Origin of the sequence: Rhodococcus sp. CX (assembly GCF_015865005.1) — a bacterium.
GTDB lineage: Bacteria > Actinomycetota > Actinomycetes > Mycobacteriales > Mycobacteriaceae > Rhodococcus.
In genome coordinates this window covers 3,471-9,023 of the sequence record NZ_JADZGH010000210.1, presented here as the reverse complement: position 1 = coordinate 9,023, position 5,553 = coordinate 3,471, and the positions used below count along the sequence as shown (strand labels likewise).

Below are 5,553 nucleotides of genomic sequence, written 5' to 3'. Positions count from 1 at the left end.
CTTGTCCTCGCCTTCGAGGAACACCGTGCCCGCGAACCGGGGGAACGAGGGGAACGCCAGTGCCGCCTGCACTCCGTCGATGTCCATGTCCAGCACACGTGCGTTCGGGTCGTAGCATCCCGGGAGCATGTCCTCGTAGCGGGTGGGTTCCACGCCGTACTGTTCGGGCTTCTTACCCGCGACCGCGTTCAGGCCGATGTACGGGTAGATCCGGCCTTCGTACTCCCACACCTCCGCCAGTCGGGTTCCGACCGGTGCGCCGGGGGTAGGGAAAAGACCGCTCGGCATTGCCTTTTCGATGATCTTCGGTCCGGCCTCGAGGAACTTCGACGGCAAGCGGTCCGACCACAATCGCGGGTGTTCGATCAGGTGATCGTCGGTGGAAATCAAATGCATGTGATCTTGCAGTGGCATGATGCGTCTCCCGGGTTCGAAAGGTGAGCTGGTGGAAACGGCACGGCAAGTCGGACTAGCTGTCCCACAGGAGGGAAGCGAGGTCAGGCCGAGCTGACCACCGGTTTCGAAGAGCTCCGCGTCCGGAGCGAGCCGGTAGTCCGGGATCCGCTTGTGCCATTCCTCGAGTGCGATACGCAGCTCGCGGCGCGCCAGGTGCGAACCGAGGCAACGGTGCGGGCCCGCACCGAACGCGATGTGATTGTTCGGCGACCGCGTGATGTCGACCTCGGTGCCGTTCTCGAAGACGGCCTCGTCACGATTCGCCGCGGCGAGTGCGAAATTCACCATGTCGCCGGCCTTCAATGGGCAGCCCAGCAGCTCCGTGTCCTTCATGACCTTCCGCGCCGGCACCACGATGGCGTACGCCCGCAGGATCTCTTCGACCGCATCCGGGATCAGTTCGGGATCCTCGACGATGCGGGCACGATCCTCCGGATGCGTCGCGAGGTGGTAGAACGCCCAGCCGAGCGTCACCGACACGGTGTCGAGACCGGCCATGAACATCAGCAGGCAGAACGAGAGCAGGTCCTCGTCACTGACGGGCTTGCCGTCGATCTCGAATTCGAGTGCCTTGCTGACGATGTCGTCCTTCGGCTCGGCACGTCGCTCGGTGATGGTCGTGTAGAACCGTCCCATCACGGCCTGCATCGCCGCGACCTGAGCGGCCTCGCGCGCTGCGAGATCGTCGTCCGAGGCGTGGAGAATCGCGTGTTCCCACTCCATGAACTGCGGTAGTTCCTCGACCGGGAGCCCCATCAGTTCCAGGAAGATCGAAGTCGGGAACTGCTGGGCGAACTCGGCCATGAACTCGGTCGCGCCGCCGCCCTTCGCCTGGATCCCCTCGACGAGCTCGATCGCCCGCTCCCGCACCTTCGCGTCCAGCTTCTCGGTGGTCTTCGGGGAGAACAGCGGACCGAGTTGCTTCCGCCACTGCAGATGCTCGTCACCGTCGAGCATCTCCGGAATCCACTTGAACGGCGGATTGGGGTCGAGCGGGGTCACGACGCTGTTGGAGAACGTCTCCGCGTCCTGCATCACCTTGAGGATGCCCTCGTAGTTGGAGACCGTGTAGTACCCCGGTCCGAATTCGTTCCGGAAGATCGGCGACTTCTCCCGGAACTCGTCGTAGCGGGCGAACCATTCACCCACCGGCTTGTACTCGGCGTAGTTGAAGTTGTGTACGGGACACTTGCCCGCGGGTGGCGTCGTGGATGTGGGTTCCGTCTGGGTCATGATCGTCCTTAGGTGGAAGTCGACGAGAGCGCGGGCCGTCAGCCGCGGGCTGCGCTCCAGGTGATGGCCTTGGTCTGCAGGTACTCCTCGAGGCCGGCCTCGCCCCATTCACGACCCAGGCCGGACTGCTTGTATCCCCCGAACGGAATGTGCGGGGTGACTCCCCCACCACCGCCGTTGAGCGAGACGAAACCGGTACGAATCCGCCGGGCGATGGCGAGTGCCCGTACGGGGTCGGAGGCGTACACGCTGCCGCCGAGGCCGTACTCGCTGTCGTTGGCGAGGCGCACCGCGTGGTCGTCGTCGTCGAACGGGATGATGACGCCGACCGGGCCGAAGAACTCCTTCCGGGCGATGTCCATGGAGTTGTCGACGTCGACGAACAGCGTCGGTTCGACGAAGAAGCCCTTCTCGAGCGCCGGGCGACCACCACCGAACGCGATCTCGGCGCCCTGTTCCACACCGCTGGCGATGAGCGCTTCGACCTTGCTGCGCTGGGCTTCGCTGATCAGCGGCCCCATCACGGTGTCCGGTTCGGCGGGATCACCCACCTTGACCATCGACAGTCCTGCGCTGACGGCCGCGACGAGCTCGTCGTACCGGGAGCGATGCACGAGGGTGCGCGTGAACAGCGCGCAACCCTGTCCCGCATGGGTGATCATGTTGCCGATCACGGATGTGGTGACGGCGGCGAGATCGGCGTCCTCGCAGATGATGTTCGGGGACTTGCCACCGAGTTCGAGGACCACCTTCTTCAGGCTCGGCGCGGCCTGCTCGTAGACCTGGCGACCGACGGTATCGGAGCCTGTGAAGCTGACGAGATCGACCTTCGGATTCGTGGTCAGTTCCCGGCCGGCGTCGATGTCGCCCGTCACGATGTTGAGCACGCCCGCGGGAAGGCCTGCCTCGTCGGCGATCTCACCGAGGACGAAGGCCTCGAGCGGGGTGGTCGGGGCGGGCTTGAGAACCACGGTGCAGCCGGCGGCGAGGGCCGGTGCGAGCTTCATGATGTTGAGGAACAGCGGGAAGTTGTACGCCGAGATGAGCACCGCGACCCCCGCCGGTTCGCGGACCACGATGCCCTGACCGATCCCGTCACCGATGGTCGGCAGAACCCCGCGCTCGAACGAGAAAGTCGGCAGGATGCGGTCGGCCATGTCGCGGAAGTGCTGCAGCGGAATGCCCACCTGCAGGTACTCGGCGAGCATCCGGGTCGAGCCGGACTCTGAGATGTTCAGCTCCACGAGCTCGGCGCGACGCTTGTCCAGCGCGTCGGCCATTCTCAGCATCACCTGAGCCCGCTCGCGGGGCGACATCGTCGGCCACGGGCCCTCGTCGAATGCGCGCCGCGCGGCGTCGATGGCGCGACTCACCTCGCCGACGGTGGCCTGCGGAACCCGGCCGATCACTTCCTCGGTCGCCGGATTCAGGACGTCGAGGACGACATCCGACTCACTGTCGACCCACCGGCCGTCGATGTAGAGCTTCGAGATGTTCTGTGCCACGGGAGTTCTCCGGATTCTCGGTGGATGTCGTTCAGAAGGAGGGCTGCTGCGGGCGGTTGCGGACGTAGCCGCCGGCGTCCACGCGCATCTGCATGCCGGTGACGTATCGCGACGCATCGGAGAGGAGGTACAGCACCATCTCGGCGACATCCTCGGGTTCGACGTACGGCACACCCATGTTGGTCATCACGGGGAAGACGGGCTCGGCGTCCTCGCGCGTCGGCGACTCGAGATCCGGACGGAACTGCCGGTACATGATCTCGCTGTGAAGCATGGGGGTGTTGACGTTGGTCGGGTGAACCGCATTCACGCGAATACCCTTGGGCCCGAGCACCACTGCCAGGTCGTTCACGAAGGCGGCGATCGAGCGCTTGGCGAGCGCGTACCCGAGGCCACCGGCCCCGTTCGTCGGATTGTCGGTCGACCCGGGCAGCAGGGCGGCGAGGCTGCCGGTCGCGACGATCGAACCACCGTCGGCCAGGTGCGGGAGGGCGGCCTCGACGGCGTTGACGACGCCGACGAAGTCGATCGTGAACGCGTCGAGGAAGGCCTGCGGATCGTCGGTTCCGAGGGGGCAGATGCCGGCCTGCGCGACGACACCGTCGATACGGCCGAACTCGGCGACTCCCGCCTCGACCGCGGCGGTCAGCGCCTGACGGTCACGCACATCGGCGATCGTGGAGAGCATGCGGCCACCGGCCTCTTCGACCAGCCGCACCGTCTCGGCGAGATCCTCCGGCGTCGCCATCGAGTAGGCGTTGGTCTTGATGTCCTCGCAGAAGTCGACGCCGACGATCTTCGCGCCCTCCTGCGCGAGCCGGACGGCGTGCGCGCGGCCCTGCCCACGGGCGGCGCCGGTGATGAAGACGACCTTGTCCTGTACACGTCCCATAGTTGTTGTCCTCGTTCGGAATAGGGCGGTGGGTGGTGACGGAGCACTGTGGTTCGAAAGCACTGCGGTTGTGAAGCAATGAAGTTCGTGGGCGAGGTCGGACCGTTGTGAAGGAATCCGGTGCCGCCGCCCGGCGGTGAGATCTGGGTCAGTGAAGGTAGATGGCGTGTTCGGGGCATGCCGCGATTCCGGCGGTGATCCGCTCGTCGATCGGTTCCTCGACCTCCACGTCGAGCGGGAGGGCATAGCCGAGATCGTCGATATCGAACACTTCGGGAGCTACGGCGTAGCAGCGGGCATGTCCGGAACATTTGTTGGTGTCGACCGTGAGCTTCATTGGATCCTGCCGTTTCGACGTGGGCGGTGCGTGCGGAGAGCACGACGCACGACCGCTGGAAATCCGACTCATCGTGAGACTCAAACCGCGCAGAATCGCACGTCTTGAGACTTTCGCGTTCGATCGTAGCTAGAATCGTCCATATTGTCGAGACCTAGATCACATAGATAGATAGGTAGTGACCCCACACACTGTTCGCGTCGCACAGGCGCCCGGCCGCCTCCGCCGTTAGAGTGGCCGCATGCCGTCGCAGACATCCCACTCGCTCCCCGCCTGCGATGAGAGCGTGCGAACCCGACTCGTCCGTGCCGCCGACGAGGAGATGCGCATCCAGGGCACCACCGCGATCACGATGGCCGCCGTAGCGGAGCGGGCCGGGGTGTCGCGGGCGACGGCGTTCCGCCAGCTCGGCAACACGTCCCGCATGATCATCCTGGTCGGCATCCATCGAGCCCGGAACCACATCGCCCGTACCCGCGAGATCATCGCAGCGCAACCCGACATTCTCGGAAAGATCGAGGACGTCCTGGTCTACACGACGCGCGAACTGCCCGAGGACCCGGTCATCAGGGCATTGGTGGCGCAGCATTCCGCTGCCGTGCTGGACGAGGACATCCGGTCGCTGACCGACGAGATCTCCGGTCCGGTCCTGCTCGCCGGTCAGGCGGCCGGCGTCATCCGCACCGACATCCCTGTCCGGGAGATGATCGACTTCCTCCTCGAGCAGACCTATCTCGCGGCGGAGTACCCGGACCGATCCGAAAAGGCCGCGCGGCACCGGTTCCGGACGTTCGTCGCGCCGGCTCTGCGCCCCCAGCCCGCGTCGGACACCGCAGCCGGACCGCCGCTGCACCCGAATGCGGAACTCGATCGGGCCCTCTCCGCAGCCGCCGACGCGATCGCCACCGCCCGGGACGCGGCGGTACGCATTCGTTTCCGTCTCGAGGGAATCGACGAGCGGTTCGGCGACCGCTGATCGCCCGCAGCCGGCGTGTGGATTCACGTTCGGCTCGAACGCGCTCGGCGGAACTGCTCGATCGACCACACATCCTGGTCTTCCCCGTAGACGGTCCGGCCGTCGATCTCGAATTCGAGCAACGTATTGATGCACACATTGGTCGCACCGGGCA

Annotated in this window: 4 protein-coding genes and 2 pseudogenes; 1 reads left to right on the top strand and 5 read right to left on the bottom strand. The window is 65.6% G+C overall.

All coding sequences use genetic code 11. The features are described from left to right. From I0Q12_RS33620 to I0Q12_RS22950, 5 genes and pseudogenes are all read right to left on the bottom strand, one after another. Nucleotides 1–414, bottom strand: a pseudogene (locus I0Q12_RS33620) (amidohydrolase); the annotation flags it as partial. A gap of 222 nt (nt 415–636) precedes the next feature. After that, nucleotides 637–1,689: pseudogene (locus I0Q12_RS22965) on the bottom strand (cytochrome P450); the annotation flags it as partial. A gap of 38 nt (nt 1,690–1,727) precedes the next feature. Continuing rightward, nucleotides 1,728–3,194, bottom strand: a complete 1,467-nt coding sequence (locus I0Q12_RS22960; RefSeq protein ID WP_307846449.1) for an aldehyde dehydrogenase family protein — start codon at nt 3,192–3,194, stop codon at nt 1,728–1,730. A gap of 31 nt (nt 3,195–3,225) precedes the next feature. After that, nucleotides 3,226–4,086 carry a mycofactocin-coupled SDR family oxidoreductase gene (locus tag I0Q12_RS22955; RefSeq protein ID WP_197255044.1) on the bottom strand — a complete coding sequence of 287 codons (861 nt, stop codon included), beginning with the start codon at nt 4,084–4,086 and terminating at the stop codon, nt 3,226–3,228. A gap of 148 nt (nt 4,087–4,234) precedes the next feature. Beyond that, on the bottom strand, nt 4,235–4,423 hold the full coding sequence (locus tag I0Q12_RS22950; RefSeq protein WP_197255042.1) for a ferredoxin: 189 nt from the start codon (nt 4,421–4,423) through the stop codon (nt 4,235–4,237). Between the two features lie 286 nt (nt 4,424–4,709). Between I0Q12_RS22950 and I0Q12_RS22945 the strand changes: the two genes are divergently transcribed. Then, complete coding sequence (locus I0Q12_RS22945; RefSeq protein ID WP_197255040.1) at nt 4,710–5,399, top strand: TetR/AcrR family transcriptional regulator; 690 nt, start codon at nt 4,710–4,712, stop codon at nt 5,397–5,399. The last annotated feature ends 154 nt before the right edge of the window (nt 5,400–5,553 follow it).

Coding starts and splice junctions, on each gene's coding strand:
- I0Q12_RS22955 (WP_197255044.1), bottom strand. CDS start 4,086: ATGGGACGTGTACAGGACAAGGTCGTCTTCATCACCGGCGCCGCCCGT.
- I0Q12_RS22950 (WP_197255042.1), bottom strand. CDS start 4,423: ATGAAGCTCACGGTCGACACCAACAAATGTTCCGGACATGCCCGCTGC.